The following is a 19,033-nucleotide window of genomic DNA, read 5'->3' on the forward strand; positions in this document are numbered from 1 at the left end:
GGCGTCAGCGCTCCAGCTCCTTGTGCGCCGTCTCCGGCAGCCGCAGGTACACCAGCGAGGACAGCAGGCACAGGACGGCGACGTACCAGGGGAAGAGCCCCGCGTGGCCCAGGTCCTTGAACAGCGTGCCCACGTACGGCGCCGTGCCGCCGAACAGGGCGACCGTCAGCGAGTAGGGGAAGCCGATGCCGGCCGCCCGCACCCGGGGCGGGAAGATCTCGGCGTTGACGGCGGCGCTGATCGAGGTGAAGCCGGTCAGCAGGATCATGCCCGCGCACTGCACGAGCAGCAGCACGGCGAACGAGTCGCGCAGGGAGTGCAGCATGGGCACGCTCAGCAGGGCGAACCCCACGCCGAAGAACAACAACAGGGGCCGGCGGCCGAAGCGGTCGGAGAGGAGCCCGCCGAGCGGCTGGAGGAGCGCGAAGAAGGCGAGCGAGATCGTGCCCGCGAGCAGCGCGTCCGCCTTGTCCAGCCCGGTGTTGAGTTCGGCGTACGTCGGCAGGTACGAGGTCCAGGTGTAGTAGGCGATGGTGCCGCCCGCCGTGATGCCGCAGATCAGCAGGGACTCGCGCGGATGGCGGCGCAGCGCCTCGAACAGGCCGGGGCGCGGGGCCTTCTGCTGTTCGGCGCTGCGGGTCTCCTGGGCGCCCTGCCGGATCCAGAAGCCGACCAGGCTGAGGACGGCGCCGAGGACGAACGGCACCCGCCACCCCCAGCCGTTCATCTGCCCCTCGCTCAGTGTGTCCACGAGCAGAGTCGCGATACCGGACGCGACGAGCTGCCCCGCCGTCGTCGACACGTACTGGAAACTGGAGAACAGGCCGCGTCGGCCCGGGCCCGCCGACTCCACCAGGAAGGTCGTCGACGCCGCGAACTCGCCGCCCACCGACAGACCCTGGAGCAGCCGGGCCACGACCAGGACCACCGGGGCCAGCACACCGGCCGCCGCGTACGTCGGGGTCAGGCCGACCAGCAGGCTGCTGCCGCCCATCAGCAGGATGGTGACCGTCAGCGCGGCGCGCCGCCCGCGCCGGTCGGCGATCGCGCCCATCAACAGGCCGCCGACCGGCCGCATGAAGAAGCCCACCGCGAACACCGCGAACGTCGACAGCAGCGGCACCAGCGAGTTGTCCGCGCTCTCGGGGAAGACCTGGTCGGCGATGTAGGTGGCCAGGAAGGTGTAGGCGTACCAGTCGTACCACTCCACGGCGTTGCCCACCGAGGCGGCGAGGAGCTGGCGTACGGGCCGTCGGGCCGGGGGCGCTTCCGTGTGCGTGCCTGTCATGATCGCGACCATCCCCGGGTGGCGGGCCCGGCACACCTCACGTACCGGTGACTTTCACACCAGCGCCACCGGACCCTTCCCTGACGTTTGCTGCTCCTGGAACACTCCTTTCGCGCGCATTCCGTCATCATCCGGCGCCGTCCGGCCGGGTGAGTCCCCCCAAGGCGAGAGGCTCTTACACCCCATGGCCGAAGTGAACCGGCGCCGATTCCTCCAACTCGCGGGCGCCACCACGGCGTTCAGCGCCCTCTCGGCGAGCATCGAGCGGGCCGCCGCGCTCCCGGCGAACCATCGCTCGGGTTCCATCGAGGACGTCGAGCACATCGTCGTCCTGATGCAGGAGAACCGTTCGTTCGACCACTACTTCGGCAGGCTGCGCGGCGTCCGCGGCTTCGGCGACCCGCACCCGGTGGCCCTGGACGGCGGCAGGTCCGTCTGGCACCAGACCAAGAGCGACGGCACCGAGGTGCTGCCCTTCCACCCCGAGGCCGACGACCTCGGCATGCAGTTCCTGGAGGGGCTGCCGCACGGCTGGTCCGACGGCCAGGACGCCTACCACAACGGCAAGTACGACCGCTGGCTGCCCGCCAAGGGCACCACCACCATGGCGTACCTGACCCGCGAGGACATCCCCTTCCACTACGCGCTCGCCGACACCTTCACCGTGTGCGACGCCTACCACTGCTCCTTCATCGGCTCCACCGACCCCAACCGCTACTACCAGTGGTCGGGTCACACGGGCAACGACGGCACGGGCGGCGGCCCGGTCCTCGGCAACGACGAACTCGGCTACGACTGGACGACGTACCCCGAGCGTCTGGAGGAGGCCGGTATCTCCTGGAAGATCTACCAGGACATCGGCGACGGCCTGGACGCGGCCGGCCACTGGGGCTGGATCGACGACCCCTACCGCGGCAACTACGGCGACAACTCCCTGCTGTACTTCAACAAGTACCGGAACGCCAAGCCCGGCGACCCCTGGTACGACAAGGCCCGCACCGGCACGGACGTGAGGAACGGCGACGGGTACTTCGACCTGCTCCGCGCCGACGTCAAGGCCGGACGGCTGCCGAAGATCTCCTGGATAGCCGCCCCGGAGGCCTTCACCGAGCACTCCAACTGGCCCTCGAACTACGGCGCCTGGTACATCTCCCAGGTCCTGGACGCGCTCACCTCCAACCCGGCGGTGTGGGCGAAGACCGCCCTGTTCATCACCTACGACGAGAACGACGGCTTCTTCGACCACCTGGTGCCGCCGCTGCCGCCGAAGTCCGCGGCGCAGGGCCGGTCCACCGTGGACGTCTCCCTGGACGTCTTCAAGGGGAGCAAGACCCACCGCGAGGGCTTCTACGGGCTCGGCCCCCGCGTGCCCATGCTGGTCGTCTCGCCCTGGAGCAAGGGCGGCTTCGTCTGCTCCGAGACCTTCGACCACACCTCGATCATCCGGTTCATGGAGCGCCGCTTCGGTGTGCGCGAGCCGGGCATCTCGCCGTGGCGACGCGCGATCTGCGGTGACCTGACCGCCGCCTTCGACTTCTCCCGGCAGGACAGCCGCCCGGCCGACCTGCCGGACACCGACGCCTACGAACCGCCGGACCGCGAACGCCACCCGGACTACCGCCCGACGCCGCCCGCCGACCCGGACATGCCCCGGCAGGAACGCGGTCTGCGCCCCGCCCGCCCGCTGCGGTACGCCCCGCACGTGGACGGCGCCGTGGACGCGGCGGCCGGGAAGTTCACGCTGACCTTCGCCTCCGGCGCCAAGGCCGGTGCCGCCTTCCTCGTCACCTCCGGCAACCGCACCGACGGCCCCTGGACCTACACCACCGAGGCCGGCAAGACCATCGCGGACACCTGGAACTCGGCGTACTCGGACGGCTCGTACGACCTCACCGTGCACGGCCCCAACGGCTTCCTGCGCGCCTTCCGGGGCCCCAACAAGAACGCCGGGCCCGAGGTCACCGCCCGCCACACCGGCGACGACGTCCGGCTGACCCTCACCAACACCGGGTCCGGCACGGTCCGTCTCCGGGTCGAGAACGCCTACGGCGACCCCGGCAGGACCGTCTCCGTGCGCCCCGGCGCCACCGTGCACCACACCGTCGACCTCACGCGCAGCCGCCGCTGGTACGACGTGACGGTCACCTCCGAGGCCGACCCGGCGTTCCTGCGGCGCCTCGCCGGACACGTGGAGAACGGGCGGCCGGGGGTGAGCGACCCGGCGATGGTCACGGACTGACGGCGCGGCCGGACAGGCCTACAGCCGCGTGAGGTGCCCCGGCCCCGGCTGCCGGGGCACCAGCACCGGTCCCACCTGCCTCGGGCCCACCGCTTCCGGTCCCACCTGCCTCGGGCCCACCGCCTCCGGTCCCCCCGCTTCCGGGCCCGTCGGCGCCGGTTGTGCCGGTGCCGGTGCGGCGGCCGTCGCCCCGGCGTCGTCGGAGCGCCCGGGCGTCGCCCGGCTCAGCTGGACCACGCCCCAGGCGGCCAGCGCCGCACCGGTCAGCGCGACCAGCACGCCGCCAGCCCCGCCCCGCAGCCGCTCACCGAGCAGGGAGAGCCCGATCACCGCGGCGGCCACCGGATTGGCCAGCGTCACCACCGCCAGCGGGGCGCCCAGACCTCCCCGGTACGCCGTCTGCGCCAGCAGCAGCCCGCCCGCCGCGAAGGCCGCCACCAGCACGGCCACGCCGATCACCTGGGCGCTGAGCAGCGAGCCCGAGTGGTCCGTGACGGCGACCGTGACGGTCTGGGTGAGCGCCGAGGCGACCCCGGAGGCGACGCCGGACGCCGTCGCGTGCCGCAGACCCGGCCGGGTGCCGGGCCGGCACAGCATGCCGATCAGCGCCGCCGTCGCGCCGGAGACCGCCAGCGCCTCGGGCACGCTCAGCACGTCGTCGGGCGCGGGTCCGGACGCGGTGAGCAGCAGCGCGCCGAGCCCGAGCAGCGTCAGGCCGATGCCCCGCCACTCGACCGCGCGCACCCGCCGGCCCGCCAGCCGTGCCCCCAGGGGCACCGCCGCGACCAGGGTGAGCGCGCCGAGCGGCTGGACCACGGTGAGGGGGCCGTACTTGAGGGCCACGACGTGCAGCAGCGCGGCCGAGGCGTTGAGCGCGACCGACCACCACCAGGCCCCGCGGGCCAGCATCCGCAGCGCGCCCGTGCCGGCGCTGCGGGCGGCCAGCCGTTCCTGGGCGACGGCGGCGGCGGCGTAGGCGCAGGCGGAGACCAGGGACAGCAGGACGGCGATCAGGGCGGCGCTCACCGGCCCGCCCCCACCAGGTCACGCCGCTCCGCCGTCCGGCGACGGAGCTCGGGCCGGCGGTGTGCCACGGTGCACCGCGGCCGGCGGACCACCGCGAGGGCGAGGCCGAGCATGGCCGCCGCCACGAGCACGTCGAGCCAGTAGTGGTTCGCGGTGCCCACGATCACCAGCAGCGTGAGCAGCGGATGCAGCAGCCACAGCCACCGGAGGCGCGACCGCGTCGCGACGATCAGCCCGACCGCCACCATCAGGGCCCAGCCGAAGTGCAGCGAGGGCATCGCCGCGAACTGGTTCGACAACTGATCGGTGCTCGGCGGGCCGTACACCGAGGGACCGAAGACCCGGGCCGTGTCGATCAGACCGGTGGCGCCCAGCATGCGCGGCGGGGCGAGCGGAAAGAGGAGGTGCAGCACCAGTGCGGCGCCGGTCACCGCGGCCAGTACCCGGCGGGCCCAGACGTAGTGTCCCGGCCGCCGCAGATAGAGCCAGATCAGGAAGGCCGCGGTGGCCGGGAAGTGGACGGTCGCGTAGTAGGTGTTCGCCGCGTGTATCAGGGTGTCGCCGTGCAGGAGCAGGGACTGCACCGTGCCCTCGTCGGGCAACCGCAGCGCGCGTTCCCAGTCCCACACGTGGTGGGCGTTGCGGAAGGCCTCGGCGGTGTGGCCCGTCGCGAGCTGCCGGCCGAACTTGTACGCGAGGAAGAGCCCTGCCACGAGCAGGAGCTCACGGACGAGCGGGGGACGCGCGTGCGCGTCCGGCCCCGCTTCTGCTGTTGCAGGCTCGGTGCTGGCGTTCATCCCCCGGCCCCTTCACTGACGGTGGTGCGTGTGGCGCACAGGTGTGTGGCGCACAGGTCCGGGGGCGTGTGACGGTTCTCATCGATACGGCCTCGTTCCGATACGCCAGTGTACCGATACGCTGCTGTACCGGTACACTGGCGTATCGATAGACATACGACACACTGGAGTGCGGGCCGCTTGAGCGCCCCCGCCGCCACCCGGACCGTGAGGAGCACCGCCGATGACGTCGCAGGCCGCGGACCGACCGGAACCGGCCGGCGCCTCGCGCCGCTCCAAGATCACGCCTGAGCGTGAGCAGGAGTTCTTCGACGCCGTGCTCGAACAGATCCGGTCCTGCGGCTACGACGCCGTCACCATGGACGGCATCGCCGCCAGCACCCGGTGCAGCAAGTCCACGCTCTACCGGCAGTGGAAGACCAAGCCCCAGTTCGTGGCCGCCGCACTGCGCTCCAACCGCCGGGTGCGCTTCACCGACATCGACACCGGGTCGCTCGCCGAGGACCTGCGCCAGGCGGCCCGGGCCGCGGGCGAGGGAGCGGGCAAGGACACGGGACTGCTCCAGGCGCTCGGCCACGCGGTCATGGAGGACCCGGAACTCAAGGGCGCGCTGCGCGAGGCGCTCGTCGAGCCGGAGATCGCCGCGCTCCGCGACATCCTCGCGCGCGGCGTCGCACGGGGCGAGGTCCCCGCCGGCCACCCGGCGCTCGAGTACGTGCCCGCCCAGCTGTTCGGCATGCTGCGGATGCGGCCCGTCGTCGAGGGCGAGCAGGCCGACGCGGAGTACCTCGTCGGATTCGTGGAGGCCGTCGTGCTGCCGGCGCTCGGCCTCCCCTGAGACTCAGGTCGCCGTCCACGGGATGACTGGACGGTGGCCTGCCCGCGCCGCACCGTGGGGACGGGGGCGGCGCGCACCCCCGGCCGGGTGGGACGCCTTCTGAGCGGAAGGGCGCCCCACCCGGCCGACTGCTGTCCGGGGCCGGTCAGACGTCCTGTCCGTTGCCGCCCCCGCCGCTGGAGTCCACCTCGATGCCCTTGGTGATCTCGTCGATCACGACTCGCCCGACACCGGAAGCCCACTGAACAGCGGCGATGCACTCCCCGGCAGAGGATCTGGGAGACGAATGGGAAACGGTGGCGTCCACAGACCCCTCGCCACTACCTGCTTCTCCCACACCGTCTGAAGGTACTCGACGATCCGCATCTCCATCCCGATCGTCACCCGGCTGTAGACGCCTTCCATGCCGGCCACCTCGTGGCCCATCCGGGCCTCCTTCGCCACGGTGGCAATGTCGGCCCCCGGCTCATCGAGCAACTCCCGGTGCCAGTGCCGCAGCCGGTACAAGTCCTGCCCTGCCATCTCCGGCACCGCCGGAATCCTCGGCCGCACATGGCGCATGTACCGCGGACGCGGCTTGCGCTCCTCGGCGCCGTCGCGGATCGGCCGCCAGTAGTTCTTGGTGAACTCCCCAGACGTCAGCAGGTGCTTCCCCGTCATGGACGGGAAAACCCACGGCGACCGGTGAGAGCTCAGCAGCGCCTCGTGAATTTCGTGCAGGAATGGCGGGATCACCAAGGTTCTCTGGCTGTCGTACTTCGGCCCCGCCAACATGGGTCGGCTGTCCACGTAGTACGACTGGTACTCCACCCGCAGCACGTGCATCCCGTGGTACCGCTTCCCCGCCTCACGCCGGTGTGCCGGGTCCGGGTCGGTGGCCGGCCAGCACGGTGACGCGAACCCGCGTTGAAGGCCGATCATTTCCCCTGGGGGCCGGAGGCCGGCGAACGCGAGGGTCCAGATGTAGGCCCAGCCGGTGTAGCCCCACACGTGGTAGGCGTTCACGGCGAGCTGGTGGACAGCTGTGAGAGGGAGCTCCTGCTTGACGCGCTTCGTCTGCTTCTTCTTGTACCGGCCCCGGTTCTTCTGCTCGACAATCGGCGACTCGACCCGCAGCTTGTAGCGGAGGACGGCGTCGTTCATGAGCATCCGGAAGACGGTGAGGATGTCACCGGCATAGTTCTCTGAGCACTGTCCCTTGATCTGCCGCTTCCAGAAGTCGTATTCGATCGGCGTGATCTCGCCGACAGGCCGGCTGCCCCAGTAGGGTTCGATCCTGGCGCGGAGCACTGACCGGTACTTCTTCACGGAGTTGGGGCGGATGTCGGCGGCGTCGAACCACATCCAGATGTACTCCGACATCGGGGTGGCTGCGCTCGCGCGGCGGACGCCTTTGCCGTGGCGGACTTCGTACTCGCGGTCCAAGCCGAATGTGTAGGCCTCGTTCTCGTCCTGGAACTTCTGGCCGCGCGCCGGGCCGCTGGCGCTCTCGTACTTCTTCTTCTTGGTGGGCTTTCCGTGGGCGTCGATCTTGTACTCGCCGCTCCACCACTTGACGCGGATGTTGCCGCCGCGGGTTTCGACGTAGGGCATGTGGTTGTCATCCCCCCGGATGTTCGAGCGACTTGGTGTGGGAAGTGGTGGCGGGTACCCCTGCCGCCGACCGCTTCCTCTGTGGCTGTGGTCCTAGAGTGCCTGTCCGACGGGACAGGCGCGGCAGGTTCCGCAGTCACGGCCCTCGGCTTCCATGAACCGCCTCACACGCCCCTGAAAAGCGTGGTCGGTGGCGGTCCTGGAGGACAGGACACACACCGTCACTCCCGCAATCTGGGTCGGGTATCCGAGGAATTCGGAGTCCGAACCCAGGTCCAGGTTGATGACATTACTCACCGGTCCCCCTAAGTGCCGTCGGGAACCTCCCAGGGTGGTTGAGCACAGAGTTACACGGCGAACACATGAACGGCAGGGGGTTGTTGAGGTTTCATCAGCCCGTTTAGGTCACGATACGGTCACGGCGAAAAGGTTGTACGGGGAAACGCTGCAGTTCAGTCGCCATCCTTCACGACGCCTGCCCTCCGCAGGATCTCCACAAGCTCGTCACTGAACCCGTCAAGGGCACCGATCGGGGTGGACGCAGGCATCTGCGCCCGCGCCGCCTCGAACACCGCCCGCCGAGCCTCCTCCTCCGTCAGTAAGGCCGCAGGCGCCGACGGTCCCGCAGATGGGCCATTGGCCTCGGCTGCGAGCGCGGGCGCGCCACCTTCGGCGATGGCGATACAGCTGCCGACAACCCAGCCGAGAGCCTTCTCCACCTTGATGTAGGTCGACTCGTAGACGTTCTTCCCCTCCTCGACGCGCTTCCAGGTGTTCCTGGTCATGTCGGCGGCTTCGGCCGCGGCGTCGCGCGACGGGTACTGCTGCATGCGATGTCGTTTCACGGTCTGTGCGAGGCGGTCGAGATCGCGGGGGGTGGTCGTCATGTCGACATCTTCGCAGGGCCAGCCAGTTCCAACCAGTTCCAACCAGGTAAACGGCCGATTCTCGTGAACCGTAGGTCACTGGCAACCATGCAGAACCATCCGTGAGGGTCATCCACAGTCATTCATGGCCATCCAGGGGTAGACAACTAGGGTCAACCAGGGTTAGTTTCGAGGCATGCACCAACCCCCGACCTTCGAGGTCAACGGGGACGCGATCCGCGAGGAGCGCATGCAAGCGGGGCTCACCCAGACCGAGTTGGCCAGACAAGCGGGAATCAGCCCCCGCTACGTCAGCCACCTGGAGAACGGCACCCGCAGACACATGGGCCCCAAGGCATACCGCCGTCTCCGCGACGCCCTGCAAGCGCCCGACTCACGCATCCGGCACACGCCTCCTCGCCCCACCGAGGACCCACCCCACGAAAGGCAGTGACCCCCGTGTCCACGGACAAGCGGAAGTACCACCAGCCGACCCCGCCGGCTGACCCGGACCAGGAGTACATGACCGTCCAGGAGACGGCGTTCGTCCTGAAGTGCGGCATGAAGTGGCTGCGCGAACTCCTCCGGAAGAACCCGCAGCTGTGCGGCCGGAACGGGGAGCGCGGCCGGATCGTGACCGACCGGGAGCAGCGGGCCGCGATCCACGCCGTCCGCTCCGCCGGCGACCCGCGCACCGGCCGCACGATCCCGCGGCCCCGCCGTCGCCCGGCGCCCGCCCGCAGGCCGGCTCTCGCCAAGGCCTGACCCCTCACACGCCGAAGGGCCGCCCGCTTTGACCGGCCTGGCGACCCCACGACTCGGCGCCCCTACCAACCCGTACACGAGAAGAAGGAGGCCACCGTGGCCACATCATCGCAGATCATCCCGACGGGCAGTATGCCCGTGTATCCGCTGCACTCGGCTCCGCTTCCGCAACCGTCGTTCGTGGACGCCCGCGGCAACGTGTGGGAGCTGAACGGCCACAACAAGGCGGGGGAGCAGATCCTCGCCTGCCCGAACCCGGTGAACCCGGACGACGCGGGGGACGGCGAGTCATACCCGTGGACGCTGGGTGAGGTGGAGCGGGCGTTCGGCCCGTTGACGCCGCGGGCGGATGTGGAGGAGCGCCGGCTGGCTCAGGTGGATGAGGAGTTCCTCGACTACTACGGGCCGCGGCAGTCGTCGTGGCAGCGGTGGCAGGTGGAGAACTACCTGGCCGCGATTGCTGAGGTGCACGCCGAGTTCGCTCCGGTGCAGGGGCAGGTGGCGGCGTGAACACGCGACGGGTGAACGGTGCGGCTGGGGTGATCCTGACGGCGTTGCAGCAGAACCGGACTCCGGCGGGGATCGCGTTGGCGTTGGAGTCGGCGGGTCTGTTGATGACGCCGGAGATGGCGGACGACATGGCGTCGGTCTCGCGGGATGCGGTGGCTGTCGCGGAGTCGTCGGTCGCGCTGATGAAGCGGGAGCACGCCGAGAACACCCAGCTCCGCGCGGAGCTGAACAAGTACGTCGGCAAGGAGCCGACTGTCGCCGAGGAGATGGCCTACCTCAACCGGTGCCTCGACGCGGTGTTGGATCTGTGCGACGAGGCCGAGCGGCAGGCCACCCGGTGGGAGAACCCGCTGCCGGTTCCGGAGTGGGTGACGAAGGTACGGCAGGCGGCCGACGGGGATCGTCCGGCCGCTTCTCGCCCCGCTCTCCCGTGGGCGCACGCCATGTCGGACCACGACCTGCACGGCTTCCTTGACGACCTCGTGGGCGCCGCGATGAACCGGTGGCGGACCGAGCCGGACAGTACGGGCATCCCGGATCGGGAAACGCTGGCGCTGGTCGAGGAGGCGTGTGCCCGGTGGCGGACGCCGGGCGAGGGGTACCGGCTCGACGGCTCAGAGCTGGACGGTGCCGTGGTCCAGCTCGCTGAGGTGCAGCCCGCGCCGGGCCTGGACGGCGATGCGTCGGTGGACAAGCTGACGCGGCTGCTGGCGCCGACGCAGGCTCTCCGCGCGGACGAGGACCCGTGCCGCCCGTGCGGCTGCCCGAAGCTGGTCACTCCGCACGCCGACGGCTGCCCCACCTACCGGCAGACCACCGGCTGCGGCGACGGCCCGAACGACTGGTGCTCCGGCTGCTCCGCCTGCAAGTGCGAGCCCCACAACAAGGGCTGCGTCAAAGCGAGCACCCCGCAGTGAGCGGCCAACCGTCCACCGGTGATGACGTCCTGGCCGCCGTGCTCCTCGCGGTCGCCCTGTACGCCGCCGTGCTGGTCGTGTGGTTCCTCCTGATCGACGTGCCGCTGTCCCCGCGCCGCGCCTACCGGGCGGTCGCCCGGATGGTGCGCCGTCAGCCGGAGCCGCGCCTGCCGCATTGGGCGCGGACCGGCCACCTCCCTCCTTCTCCTTCTTCTTCTGCGGCCCGTGGTGGCCGCCACCGCCGAGGAGGCGCTCGATGACCGACATGCAGCCGTATGAACGGCTCGCCGAACTGACCGCCCGCTTCGACACGGAGATCAGCGTCGACTCCTGGACCTGGCGTTCCCTGTACGAGTTCGCCGCCGGTGAGGTTCCGGAGCCCGCGCAGGTCGCCGAGGTCACCGACCTGTGGGCCATCTCCCCGGAGGGCTACAGCTCCACCGACATTGCGCTCGTCGCCCGCCTCACGGACGGCCAGTGGGCGACCTGCGTCGCCTGGTCCGACACCACGGGCTTCGGCTGCCAGGAGGACGTCGCCTGGCGCATCAACCCGACCCGTGAGCGGGCCATCTCGCAGGGCCTTGACAAGGAATCCCGCGCGCACCTCGGGCTGTCGCTGCCCGGAGAGGACGGCACCCGATGAGCACCAACCCGCAACTCTCCTTCGAACCCCGCTCCGACTGGCTCGCCGGCTACCTGCGCGCCGACCAGATCCGCACCGACACCCTGGTGCAGCTCGTCGCGAAGTGGGCCGACCCGGACGCCCGCGACGACGTCCTCGACGCGCTGGACGCCCTGGCCGCTGTGGTGCAGGGCACGGCCCGGGAGGGCGAACTCGACGCCGCCGTCGAAGGCGTGGAGGACGCGGCGTCGATGGACACGGCCCGGGTGGAGCTGGACGCGTTTACGGTCCGCCGCCTGACCACCGAGTTGGAGCCGTTGGCGCGGAAGCTCAGCCGCTTCAACCCGCAGGGCATCGTCCCGGCGCCGCGCGAGGGGCGGTGGACCGCATGACCGCCCGCACCGACTTCCTCAAGGCCGCCGTCGAGAGCTTCGCCGCTGGCGCTGCCGCTGGCCTCGTCGTGAACGCCGTGTGGTTCGCGGCGACCGGCGAGACTCCGTCGCTCCTCACGACCGTGATCGGCGCCCAGGTCGTGACGTGTCTGTGGGGTGGCATGCAGGCGCTCCGCTTCCGCCGGAAGTGGCAGCGGGTGCTCGCCTCCTACAACCAGCCCGCATTGGGCCAGGGCATCGAGATCCCGCACCGGCCACCGGCGGACGGACCCGAGTACCTGGGCCACGTCGTGGACTACGCGGCCGACGGCGGCGCTCCCGAGTGCGTGGAGGACTGCCCCGGTTGCGAGTCAAAGGAGGCAGGCCGGTGACCGCCATGCAGCCCGAGGTCGCCGCGCTCGTCACCCGACAGCGCGAACAGCGCCTCGCCGAAGGCATCGCCGCCGAAGCCCGCCACCTCATGGACCCCAACGAGGGCCCCTTCGAGAAGGCCTTCGCACAGATGGCCTGCGACCACCCCGAAGCCTGCGGGTGCGAGGAGACGCCGTGACCATCACGACCGACGCCGGGGCTCAGGCCCCGGCCGCCGGCCCGGTCGTCCTCGGCCACTTCGAGCCGGGCTCCGACCAGTGGCACGCCGCCCGCGCGCAGGGGATCGGCGGCAGCGAGATCGCCGCCGTCCTCGGCCTCTCCCCGCACGAGTCGCGGTTCTCCCTCTGGCACCGTAAAAGGGCCCTGATCGGCCCCGTCGACGAGAACCCGCAGATGCGGTGGGGGAAGAAGCACGAGCCCACCATCTGCGATGAGTTCGCAGAGCTCCACCCCGAGTGGATCGTCGCCGGGTCCGCCACCTACGCCGCAGCCGGCCGACCGTGGCAGATCGCGAACCCGGACCGGCTGCTGTACCTGCCGGGCTCGGACGAGCCGGTCGCCCTGCTGGAGGCCAAGACGGCCTACGACGACGAGGGCTGGGGCGAGGAAGGCACCAGCGAGATCCCGGTCTGGTACCGGGCGCAGTGCCTCTGGTACCTCGACGTCCTCGGCCTCACCGTCTGCCACGTCGCAGTCCTGATCGGCCTGTCGGACTACCGCGAGTACATCGTCGAGTACGACCCCGCCGACGCGCTGATGCAGCGGCAGGCCGGCGCCGAGTTCATGCGCACCCTCGCCGTCGACGAGCGGCCCGACATCGACGGGCACTCCGCCACCTATCAGGCCATTCGCGAGATCCCCGAGGGCCTCGACCCGATCGACATCGAGATCCCCACCGCGCTCCGGGACCGCTTCCACTCCGCGCAGGACGCCTTCTGGGTCGCCGAGGACGAGCTGACCGCCTGCAAGGGCGAGCTCCTCGACGCGATCGGCACCGGCCAGCGCGCCGTCTGCGAGCGGCAGCGGGTCGCGACCCGCACCGTCCGCGACGGATCGACCTACTCCCTCATGCCCGCCCGCACTCGAAGGAACGCCCGATGACCGAGAACACCGTCTCCAACGCCGTCGCCGTCCGCGACACCGGCCCGGCCAGCATGGTCACCCAGTACCAGGAGGAGTACGCCGCGCTCCTTCCGTCCCACGTCAACGCCGACCAGTGGGTGCGGCTCGCCGTCGGCGCGATCCGCGGCAACCAGATGCTGGAGGGGGCCGCGAAGACCGACGTCGGGATCTTCCTGCGGGAGCTGAAGACCGCCGCCCGTCTCGGCCTGGAGCCCGGCACCGAGCAGTTCTACCTCACCCCGCGCAAGTCCAAGGCCCACGGCTACAAGTTCATCATCCAGGGCATCGTCGGCTACCAGGGCATCGTCGAGCTGATCTACCGGGCTGGCGCCGTGTCCTCTGTCGTCGTCGAGACGGTCCGCGCGAACGACACCTTCCGCTACGTCATCGGCCGCGACGAGCGGCCCGTGCACGACGTCGACTGGTTCGGCGGGGACCGCGGGGACCTGGTCGGCGTGTACGCCTACGCGGTCATGAAGGACGGCGCCACCTCGAAGGTCGTCATCCTCAACCGGCAGCAGGTCATGGACGCCAAGGCCCTGTCCGACAGCGCGAAGGGCAAGGGCGCGGACTACTCGCCGTGGAACACCAACGAGGAGGCGATGTGGTTGAAGACCGCCGCCCGCCGTCTCGCCAAGTGGGTTCCGACCTCCGCCGAGTACATGCGGGAGCAGCTCCGGGCCCAAGCCGAGGTCGCCGGTGAACTGCCGGGTGGGTTCGCGCCGCCTCTCCCGCAGCCTCACGCCGACCTGCCCAACGACGCCGGTGAGGACGAGGGGCCGATCGAGGCCGAGTTCGTCGACGACGAGCCGCCGGCATGGCCCGAGGCCGCACAGCCCCCGCAGTAGCCCGCACGCAGATCGGCCGCCCCGCGGGCATTGCGGGGCGGCCGGCACCCAGCACACCACACGAACCATCGAACGGAGAAGCAGAACATGACGAACATCGCCTTCGTCGACACCGAGACCACCCACCTCAACGCCGAGATCGGCGAGGCGTGGGAGGTCGCCGTCATCCTCCGCGAGGACGGCAAGGGCGACACCGAACTCCTGTGGCAGTTCCGTCCCGACGTAGCCAAGGCAGACCCGGAGTCCCTTCGGATCGGCGGCTACCCCCGGCGGTTCATCGTCCCCGAGGGTATGGACGCCGCGTTCATCGACCCCGAGGGCACGGTCCGGGTCGCTGATCGCGAGTGGGCCATCAACGAAATCTGGACCGCTCTGTCCGGTGCGGTGCTGGTCGGCTCGAACCCGGGCTTCGACGACCGGTTCCTCCGCAAGCTCCTCGGCCCCGGCTCCGCACAGTGGCACTACCGGCCCGTCGACATCGCCACGCTCGTGGCCGGGGCCCGGTTCGGCATGGCCAAGGTGCTCTGCGCAGCGCTGCCGCTGGTGGGCTCGAAAGACGTCCCTACGTTCCCCTTCTCCTCCCGGGAGATGTCCCGCTTCGTTGGCGTTGAGCCGCCCGGGGACGACGTAGCCCACACCGCGCTCGGTGACGCCCGCTGGGCCCGCGATGTCTTCGACGCAGTGACGGGCGGTGCGTTCTGATGCCCGTATCCCGTGCCACCCACGAGGCCCTGAAGAACGCGCACGCCGCCCTGAAGCAGAAGTACAAGGAGACGACGCGCGAGCAGCAGAACCACACCCGCGTCGACCGGCTCACCGCGGACACCATCACCCGCCTCCACGACGAAAGCGCCGCACTGCGGGGCATCGTCGCCGCCCTGATCCTGCAGTTGGAGGGGTCGGGCCGGTACGAGGACGCGACCGCGCTCCGCCGTCAACTCCACGACGCTGGCGTGGACCTCGTCGACGAGATCAAGGCCCGCGCTCCTCGCCCGGGCGCCCGGCCTGCGGCACGCCAGTACACGCCGGCGGAGGCCGCTCTCCGCGGGGACCTGCGTCGGGCGCGGGAAGCGCTCGGGGCGATGGAGGCCCGCTGCCTGGAGCTGCAGCAGGTGAACGAGGCGCAGGACGTGATGCTCCGCCAGGCCGCCGACCAAGCGGTGGGGAGCGCGGCGTGAAGATCACCTACCGGGCGGTCGTCTCCCACTTCGGCCGCCACCGCCGCACCCCGCACCTGCCCGGCCAGCTCACCATGCAGCGGTTCGCGCACTGCCCGACCTGCGGCGTCGAAACCGCCACCACCACCCACGGCACCGCGCTGCTCTGCACCGAGGGCCACACCATCCCCGGGGGAAACCAGTGACCAGCAGGAACAAGGCGAAGGGCTCCGCCTGGGAGCGGGCCATCGTCGAACACCTCCGCGCTGCGGGTTGGCCGTTCGCCGAACGCCGCCTCGCCGGGGCCGCGAAGGACCGCGGGGACATCGCCGGCGTCGTTGGGGTCGTGATCGAGGCGAAGAACACCGCGACGCGTCGGCTGCCCGAGTGGATCGCCGAGGCCGAGGTCGAGCGGCAGAACGACGGCGCGTGGCTCGGCGTGGTCTGGCACAAGCGGACCGGGAAGGGCTCGGCCGCCGACGGCTACGTCACCATGACCGGCGCCCAGTTCACCGCGCTGCTGGCCCGCGCGCTCGACATCCAGACCGTCATCCCCGTCGACGACGAGGCGGTGGCCCGGTGATCACCATGACCGATCTGTTCTGCGGAGCCGGCGGCTCCTCCACCGGAGCGATCCAGATCCCCGGCGTGGAGGTCCTGATGGCCGCCAACCACTCCCGGCACGCCATCGACACCCACCAGGCCAACCACCCCGACACCCGCCACGACTGCGCCGACATCTCCCAGGTCGTTCCCACCCGCTACCCGAAGACGGACATCCTGTGGGCGTCACCGGAGTGCACCAACCACTCCAACGCCAAGGGCGTCAAGCGGGACCACGGCGAGTGGAACGACGGACTGTTCGCCCCCGACGGCACCGACGAGACCGCCATCCGCTCCAGGGCCACCATGTGGGACGTCCCCCGGTTCGCCGAGGCCCACCAGTACCCGATCATCATCGTCGAGAACGTCGTCGAATCCCGCTGGTGGGGCCCCCAGAGCAACCGCGGCGCCGTCTACGACGCCTGGCTGTTCACCATGAAGGCCTGGGGCTACGAGCACCGCGCCGTCTACCTCAACTCCATGCACGCTCAGGCCCTCGGCCGCGGCGCCGCTCAGAACCGGGACCGCAAGTACGACGTGTTCTGGCTAACCGGCACCCGCGCCCCGGACTTCGACAAGTGGCTCCGCCCCGCCGCTCTCTGCCCGGACCACGGCCTGGTTCGCGCCATCCAGGGCTGGAAGACCACGAAGCTGTGCAACCCGCTGAAGCCGTGGGGAAAGTACGGCGTCCGCAACCAGTACGTGTGGCGGTGCCCGCGCGTCGAGTGCCGCAACACGGTCGTCGAGCCGACGGTGCGCGCCGCACACGAGATCGTCGACTGGACGTTGCCCGCGGTCGCCATCCGGGACCGCAAGGAGGCGGGCCTGGACCCGCTGGCCCCGGCGACGATGCGCCGGATCCGGGCCGGGTTCGAGCAGTTCGCCCGCCCGTACCTGGTGCCGGTCGAGGGTCGGGAGGGCAAGACCCCGCTGTCCATCGACGGACCGATGCGGACCTGCTCGACGCGGAACGAGACCGGGCTGGCGGTGCCGCCGTACATGGTGGAGCTACGCGGAGGCTCGTCGTCGCACCGGGCGATCACGGAGCCGACAGCGACGGTGTGCGCGGGCGGCAACCACCTGTACCTGGCGGCACCGGACATGGTCCTGCCGTACTACAGCACCTCGATCGCGCGGCCGGCGTCGGAGCCGCTGCCGACGGTGACCACTGTGGAGGGTGCGGCGGCGCTGCACGGTGGCCGCGCGGAGTCCGCGGAGGACATGCGGTTCCGGATGCTGGAGCCGCACGAGTACCAGGCCGCGATGGAGTTCCCGCCGGAATACATCCTGACCCCGCGCGACAAGCGGACCAAGGTCAAGATGCTCGGCAACGCGGTCACCCCCAATGCCGCCCGCGACCTGGTTGCGATGGCCGTCGAGGCCCTCACCGGGGAGGACATCGCCCTGCACCCAGGGGCGCCCGCAGTGGAGGTCGCAGCATGACCGTCCGTGCTGACGTCGCCGAGCTCCTCCACGCCGGGTACGGGGACCGCACCATCGCCCGCCAGGTCGGCGTCACCGCCGCCTCCGTCACCCGCGCCCGGCAGGAACTCGAACTCCCGCCCGGCCGCGCCGGGAACAAGCCCGCCGGATCCCCCGAGGATCTGTTCTGGCGCCGCACGAAGCCCGTCGACGGCGGGCACCTCGAATGGACAGGGCACCGCACCAACAAGGGCGTCGCCGCGATCAAGTGGCAAAACACCGTGTACACCGCGGGCCGGATCGCCTACCGCATTCGCCACGGCGAGGACCCCGTCGGCCACACGCACGCTCCCTGCGGCTACGAGGGCTGCGTCGCCCCCGCCCACATCGAGGACTCCAAGGTCGTGACCCGCCAGGGACGGCCCGGCGCCGGCCGCAAGGCGAACGCCGACCGTGACCAGATCGTGGCCCTGCTCCGCGACGGGCTCACCGACGACGCCATCCGGCGCGAGCTGCGGGTCGACGCGAAGCGCGTCGCCGTCATCCGCCGCGAGGAGGGCATCGGCCGGGCGCTGCGACCAATCGTGACGTTCGCCGAGAAGTGGGCCGCAAACACCGAGCCGGCCGACGACGGTCACGTGGCGTGGACCGGCCGCCGCCGGGACGGGGTGACGCCGTCGCTGGTGTACCGGGGCCGCGAGTACTCCGCCCGCCGCGCCGCCTTCATCGAGCACTACGGGCGGGAGCCGGAAGGCCTCGTACTCCCCGGCTGCGACTGGGAGCCGTGCGTGCGCCCCGACCACCTCGAAGACCGGACCATCCGTCAGGCCCTCTCCACTCAGTTCGACGCGATCTTCGGAGCAGCAGCATGACTCACCACACCGGCGCCGTCCCCGAGACGAAGCGCAAGAAGGACTGGCGCGACCAAGCCGCATGCCGCGGCGCCGACAGTGACGCCTGGTTTCCCAACCCGACCAACATGGTCGGCGTCCAGGCCGCGAAGACGGGCTGCTTCGCCTGCCCCGTCATGCTCGACTGCGCCCAGTACGCCCTCCGCACCCGCCAAGAGACCGGCGTGTGGGGCGGTCTCTCGGAAGGCCAACGGACCACGCTGTACAAGCGGCACCGAACCGCCGACTTCGACAACCCGCCCCTGGTCCGTGACGTCGTCTACCGGGCGTTGCACCAGGAGCTCAACCCGATCCTCAGCCTCCGCGACGTGTGGGACTCCCGCTCCTACCAGCTGCCCGGCGGGCACATCGGGTGGCGGGGCGAGAGCAAGAACATCGCGTTCCACGGGGTCACGTACACGCCGAAGCAGGTCGCGTTCCTCGTCGACCGCGGTCACAAGCCGGTCGGGATCGTGCGTCGACTCCCGGAGTGCCCGGTTGTGGAGTGCGTGAACCCGCGGCACATCGCGGACAACGAGGAGCGGTATCTGCGGAAGCAGGCCGAGGAGCAGGCCGCCGCTCAGGCCGCGGCCCTCGACGCGGCGGCCGAGGAACTGGCGTCGTGACCGGCGACGGGCCCGTGTGCGACATCCCCGCACCGCATGACGGGCCCGTCCGCCCCTACCCCTGCGGCCCCCGCTGCTCAGCTCACAGCCCGTGGCGGGCGCGCGGCCTCCCCGAACCACCACCCGGACTCACGCCCACA

The 19,033-nt window shown here is 70.8% G+C and carries 25 protein-coding genes; 20 read left to right on the forward strand and 5 right to left on the reverse strand.

Annotated features, from left to right (window positions below):
• Positions 1–4: 4 nt before the first annotated feature.
• Positions 5–1,300 carry an MFS transporter gene (locus ACFW48_RS16945; protein WP_386315356.1) on the reverse strand — a complete coding sequence of 432 codons (1,296 nt, stop codon included), beginning with the start codon at positions 1,298–1,300 and terminating at the stop codon, positions 5–7.
• 172 nt (positions 1,301–1,472) lie between these two features.
• On the opposite strand from ACFW48_RS16945, the gene ACFW48_RS16950 reads away from it, so the two are divergent.
• A complete protein-coding gene (locus ACFW48_RS16950; protein WP_386315358.1) occupies positions 1,473–3,527 on the forward strand; it encodes a phosphocholine-specific phospholipase C in 2,055 nt (684 codons plus the stop codon).
• An 18-nt stretch (positions 3,528–3,545) separates the two neighbouring features.
• Here ACFW48_RS16950 and ACFW48_RS16955 read toward each other — a convergent pair whose 3' ends face one another.
• Together ACFW48_RS16955 and ACFW48_RS16960 are read right to left on the reverse strand one after the other, a co-directional pair.
• On the reverse strand, positions 3,546–4,553 hold the full coding sequence (locus tag ACFW48_RS16955; RefSeq protein ID WP_386315360.1) for a hypothetical protein: 1,008 nt from the start codon (positions 4,551–4,553) through the stop codon (positions 3,546–3,548).
• Positions 4,550–5,350, reverse strand: a complete 801-nt coding sequence (locus ACFW48_RS16960; protein ID WP_386315361.1) for a phosphatase PAP2 family protein — start codon at positions 5,348–5,350, stop codon at positions 4,550–4,552. Before ACFW48_RS16960 ends, ACFW48_RS16955 begins: the two co-directional genes overlap by 4 nt.
• Before the next feature lie 223 nt (positions 5,351–5,573).
• On the opposite strand from ACFW48_RS16960, the gene ACFW48_RS16965 reads away from it, so the two are divergent.
• Positions 5,574–6,188: a TetR/AcrR family transcriptional regulator gene (locus ACFW48_RS16965; RefSeq protein ID WP_386315362.1), complete on the forward strand. Its 615-nt coding sequence runs from the start codon at positions 5,574–5,576 to the stop codon at positions 6,186–6,188.
• 213 nt (positions 6,189–6,401) lie between these two features.
• Here ACFW48_RS16965 and ACFW48_RS16970 read toward each other — a convergent pair whose 3' ends face one another.
• Together ACFW48_RS16970 and ACFW48_RS16975 are read right to left on the reverse strand one after the other, a co-directional pair.
• Positions 6,402–7,781 carry an integrase gene (locus ACFW48_RS16970; protein ID WP_386315364.1) on the reverse strand — a complete coding sequence of 460 codons (1,380 nt, stop codon included), beginning with the start codon at positions 7,779–7,781 and terminating at the stop codon, positions 6,402–6,404.
• Between the two features lie 452 nt (positions 7,782–8,233).
• Complete coding sequence (locus ACFW48_RS16975) at positions 8,234–8,668, reverse strand: hypothetical protein (protein WP_386315366.1); 435 nt, start codon at positions 8,666–8,668, stop codon at positions 8,234–8,236.
• Between the two features lie 175 nt (positions 8,669–8,843).
• On the opposite strand from ACFW48_RS16975, the gene ACFW48_RS16980 reads away from it, so the two are divergent.
• The 18 genes from ACFW48_RS16980 to ACFW48_RS17065 all read left to right on the forward strand — a co-directional run bounded on the left by ACFW48_RS16980 (position 8,844) and on the right by ACFW48_RS17065 (position 18,893).
• Positions 8,844–9,101 carry a helix-turn-helix domain-containing protein gene (locus ACFW48_RS16980; protein ID WP_386315368.1) on the forward strand — a complete coding sequence of 86 codons (258 nt, stop codon included), beginning with the start codon at positions 8,844–8,846 and terminating at the stop codon, positions 9,099–9,101.
• 5 nt (positions 9,102–9,106) lie between these two features.
• Positions 9,107–9,412: a DNA-binding protein gene (locus ACFW48_RS16985; RefSeq protein ID WP_386315370.1), complete on the forward strand. Its 306-nt coding sequence runs from the start codon at positions 9,107–9,109 to the stop codon at positions 9,410–9,412.
• 96 nt (positions 9,413–9,508) lie between these two features.
• On the forward strand, positions 9,509–9,922 hold the full coding sequence (locus tag ACFW48_RS16990) for a hypothetical protein (RefSeq protein ID WP_386315372.1): 414 nt from the start codon (positions 9,509–9,511) through the stop codon (positions 9,920–9,922).
• A complete protein-coding gene (locus ACFW48_RS16995) occupies positions 9,919–10,839 on the forward strand; it encodes a hypothetical protein (protein WP_386315374.1) in 921 nt (306 codons plus the stop codon). Before ACFW48_RS16990 ends, ACFW48_RS16995 begins: the two co-directional genes overlap by 4 nt.
• Positions 10,836–11,099, forward strand: a complete 264-nt coding sequence (locus ACFW48_RS17000; protein ID WP_386315376.1) for a hypothetical protein — start codon at positions 10,836–10,838, stop codon at positions 11,097–11,099. Before ACFW48_RS16995 ends, ACFW48_RS17000 begins: the two co-directional genes overlap by 4 nt.
• Positions 11,096–11,482, forward strand: coding sequence for a hypothetical protein (locus ACFW48_RS17005; RefSeq protein ID WP_386315378.1), 387 nt, complete (start codon positions 11,096–11,098; stop codon positions 11,480–11,482). Before ACFW48_RS17000 ends, ACFW48_RS17005 begins: the two co-directional genes overlap by 4 nt.
• Entirely contained in the window at positions 11,479–11,853 is a 375-nt protein-coding gene (locus tag ACFW48_RS17010) for a hypothetical protein (protein WP_386315380.1), read from the forward strand. Before ACFW48_RS17005 ends, ACFW48_RS17010 begins: the two co-directional genes overlap by 4 nt.
• Positions 11,850–12,224, forward strand: coding sequence for a hypothetical protein (locus ACFW48_RS17015; RefSeq protein ID WP_386315382.1), 375 nt, complete (start codon positions 11,850–11,852; stop codon positions 12,222–12,224). The genes ACFW48_RS17010 and ACFW48_RS17015 overlap by 4 nt, the downstream gene beginning before the upstream one ends.
• Entirely contained in the window at positions 12,221–12,403 is a 183-nt protein-coding gene (locus ACFW48_RS17020; protein WP_386315384.1) for a hypothetical protein, read from the forward strand. Before ACFW48_RS17015 ends, ACFW48_RS17020 begins: the two co-directional genes overlap by 4 nt.
• A complete protein-coding gene (locus ACFW48_RS17025; RefSeq protein ID WP_386315385.1) occupies positions 12,400–13,326 on the forward strand; it encodes a YqaJ viral recombinase family protein in 927 nt (308 codons plus the stop codon). Before ACFW48_RS17020 ends, ACFW48_RS17025 begins: the two co-directional genes overlap by 4 nt.
• Positions 13,323–14,195 carry a recombinase RecT gene (locus ACFW48_RS17030; protein WP_386315387.1) on the forward strand — a complete coding sequence of 291 codons (873 nt, stop codon included), beginning with the start codon at positions 13,323–13,325 and terminating at the stop codon, positions 14,193–14,195. Before ACFW48_RS17025 ends, ACFW48_RS17030 begins: the two co-directional genes overlap by 4 nt.
• An 87-nt stretch (positions 14,196–14,282) precedes the next feature.
• A complete protein-coding gene (locus tag ACFW48_RS17035; protein WP_386315389.1) occupies positions 14,283–14,897 on the forward strand; it encodes a hypothetical protein in 615 nt (204 codons plus the stop codon).
• Positions 14,897–15,373 carry a hypothetical protein gene (locus ACFW48_RS17040; RefSeq protein WP_386315391.1) on the forward strand — a complete coding sequence of 159 codons (477 nt, stop codon included), beginning with the start codon at positions 14,897–14,899 and terminating at the stop codon, positions 15,371–15,373. Before ACFW48_RS17035 ends, ACFW48_RS17040 begins: the two co-directional genes overlap by 1 nt.
• Positions 15,370–15,558, forward strand: coding sequence for a hypothetical protein (locus ACFW48_RS17045; protein ID WP_386315392.1), 189 nt, complete (start codon positions 15,370–15,372; stop codon positions 15,556–15,558). The genes ACFW48_RS17040 and ACFW48_RS17045 overlap by 4 nt, the downstream gene beginning before the upstream one ends.
• A complete protein-coding gene (locus ACFW48_RS17050) occupies positions 15,555–15,935 on the forward strand; it encodes a hypothetical protein (protein ID WP_386315394.1) in 381 nt (126 codons plus the stop codon). The genes ACFW48_RS17045 and ACFW48_RS17050 overlap by 4 nt, the downstream gene beginning before the upstream one ends.
• Before the next feature lie 5 nt (positions 15,936–15,940).
• On the forward strand, positions 15,941–17,398 hold the full coding sequence (locus ACFW48_RS17055) for a DNA cytosine methyltransferase (RefSeq protein ID WP_386315396.1): 1,458 nt from the start codon (positions 15,941–15,943) through the stop codon (positions 17,396–17,398).
• Entirely contained in the window at positions 17,395–18,249 is an 855-nt protein-coding gene (locus ACFW48_RS17060) for a hypothetical protein (RefSeq protein WP_386315398.1), read from the forward strand. The genes ACFW48_RS17055 and ACFW48_RS17060 overlap by 4 nt, the downstream gene beginning before the upstream one ends.
• Complete coding sequence (locus tag ACFW48_RS17065; protein WP_386315400.1) at positions 18,246–18,893, forward strand: WhiB family transcriptional regulator; 648 nt, start codon at positions 18,246–18,248, stop codon at positions 18,891–18,893. Before ACFW48_RS17060 ends, ACFW48_RS17065 begins: the two co-directional genes overlap by 4 nt.
• The last annotated feature ends 140 nt before the right edge of the window (positions 18,894–19,033 follow it).

It is taken from the genome of Streptomyces sp. NPDC058812 (assembly GCF_042744565.1).
In the GTDB taxonomy this organism is placed as follows: Bacteria; Actinomycetota; Actinomycetes; order Streptomycetales; family Streptomycetaceae; genus Streptomyces; species Streptomyces thinghirensis.